Annotated in this window: 4 protein-coding genes; all 4 read right to left on the reverse strand. The window is 34.5% G+C overall.

Annotation, left to right across the window (positions count from 1 at the left end; translation table 11 throughout):
- Positions 1–150 carry a hypothetical protein gene (locus ACEW7V_RS00265; RefSeq protein WP_374695504.1) on the reverse strand — a complete coding sequence of 50 codons (150 nt, stop codon included), beginning with the start codon at positions 148–150 and terminating at the stop codon, positions 1–3.
- Positions 151–410: 260 nt separating this feature from the next.
- Entirely contained in the window at positions 411–560 is a 150-nt protein-coding gene (locus tag ACEW7V_RS00270) for a hypothetical protein (protein ID WP_374695505.1), read from the reverse strand.
- A 204-nt stretch (positions 561–764) separates the two neighbouring features.
- On the reverse strand, positions 765–947 hold the full coding sequence (locus tag ACEW7V_RS00275) for an HAD family hydrolase (protein WP_374695506.1): 183 nt from the start codon (positions 945–947) through the stop codon (positions 765–767).
- A 266-nt stretch (positions 948–1,213) separates the two neighbouring features.
- Positions 1,214–1,447 (reverse strand): hypothetical protein, encoded by a 234-nt coding sequence (locus tag ACEW7V_RS00280; RefSeq protein ID WP_374695507.1) that lies wholly within the window; start codon positions 1,445–1,447, stop codon positions 1,214–1,216.
- Positions 1,448–1,808: the final 361 nt, after the last annotated feature.

Below are 1,808 nucleotides of genomic sequence, written 5' to 3' on the forward strand. Positions count from 1 at the left end.
TTACGTATTGCTTTTTTTGATAGTTTGCCAAAAGTAAAGTTTGTTAGAACGACAAGCAAATGCGTTTCCTACTTGAGCAAAGATAACAACTCCAAATGCCATAGTAGAAGCTAGAAGAAGTTGTCTTTGTATTAAAATTGTAAACTGCACAAAATGCTAAAGACATTAAACCTTCAACTATTCCTAAAAACCATAACTACGTTTTAATACTTTAGCGTCCATTAGATGGTCGTTTTTAGTACGTGGTTTTGGACTAATAAACTTGGGTCAGTTTCTTCAGCTCCTAGAGCAATAGCAGGAATTCAAGTTCTGGGGTTAAAAGATCAATTGCTAAAATTTGTAAAACATATAAGTAAGGTTCTGTAACTCCTAAAAAAGCAATAGCGATGAAAGGAAAGATTTGAGGGATATTAGAAGCAAAGACATAAGTTCATGAATTTTTTGATGTTTTCATAAATACAACGTCCTTCTAAAACAGCTTTGGAAATAGTTGCAAAATTATCATCTAATAAAATCATATCAGCAGCATTACGAGCAACATCAGTGCCTGCTTTTCCCATAGCAATTCTATGTGAGCCGCTTTAAGGGCTAAAATGTCATTAACTCCGTCGCCAGTAACTCCTACTACTTCTCCATTTTTTGCGGTATGCTTGAACAATTTTTAATTTATGTTTGGGAGTAGTGCGTGAAAAAGACAACTGGATGAGGGCTTTTGAGGACTTCTTGTAATTGTTCTAAAGACATTTTGTCAAGGTCACAGCCGTCTAAACCAAATTGCAGAACTTGTCTTGGATGATTCCTACTTGTTTACCAATGGCAGCAGCAGTAAGACTGTAATCTCCTGTAATAATAGTAATTTTTAGTCCTGCTTGAGTTAAGTTTTTAACTGCTTCTTTAACTTCTTCTCTTGGTGGGTCATAATTAACTGCAAAACCTAAGAAAACCATATCTTCTTCTAGGGGAGGATTTTTGTCTCAATTTTTTTGTAAGCAAGAGCAAGAACGCGGTATCCTTTGCTTGCAAATTGGTCGTTTTGTTTAAGGAAAGATTCTTTTTCACCGAGGGCTAAAAGGGACTTACTTGAGAACCTTTTGTATTGCATTTGTTGTTGTTCAGAGACAATATTAGGAGCTCCTTTAATAAAGACAGATATTGGGGAATTGGTGTCATATGCGAGTTCTTGGTTGTTTTTAACTAAGACACTTTCATTTTTTTACGTTCGGAAGTAAGTAAGGTTTAGTTGGATGATTTCTAAGTTGTTTTTTACTTCTTCAATGTTGTAACCGTATTTTTTAGCAGCAATTAATAAAGCTCCTTCAGTAGGATTACCGATTAATTCAAATTGGTGGGGTTTAGTTGGCGCAGGAACTAATTTAGCCTCAGAGCATAGAACTGATGCAATTAAGAATTTTTCAATTCCTTTTTGGAGGCAGTATTGTTTGGGCAAACACTAAAATGTTTGTTCGTCGTTATAGCCAGAACAACTTTTAATTTGATAGTGCCATCAGGGAGTTACAATTTTTCTTACTGTAAGTTGGTTTCGAGTTAGGAGTTCCTGTTTTATCAGTACAAATAACATTAATGCAGAACTTAGGGTTTCTAGGGAAGAGATTTTTTTTTAACTAAAGCGTTTTGTTTTAGCCATTCTTTGAGAACCAACTGCAACTTGATTAACCGGTAGGAAGTAATCTTCAGGAATAACACCTTCTTCAACTGCACAATAATTTGTTATACAAAGAATCTATATTATATTTTCTGCTTTAAAAACCAAATCATAAAGACAAATAAAGCTGCACAAGAAGCAATAA

The sequence above is a fragment of the Areca yellow leaf disease phytoplasma genome (assembly GCF_041920595.1).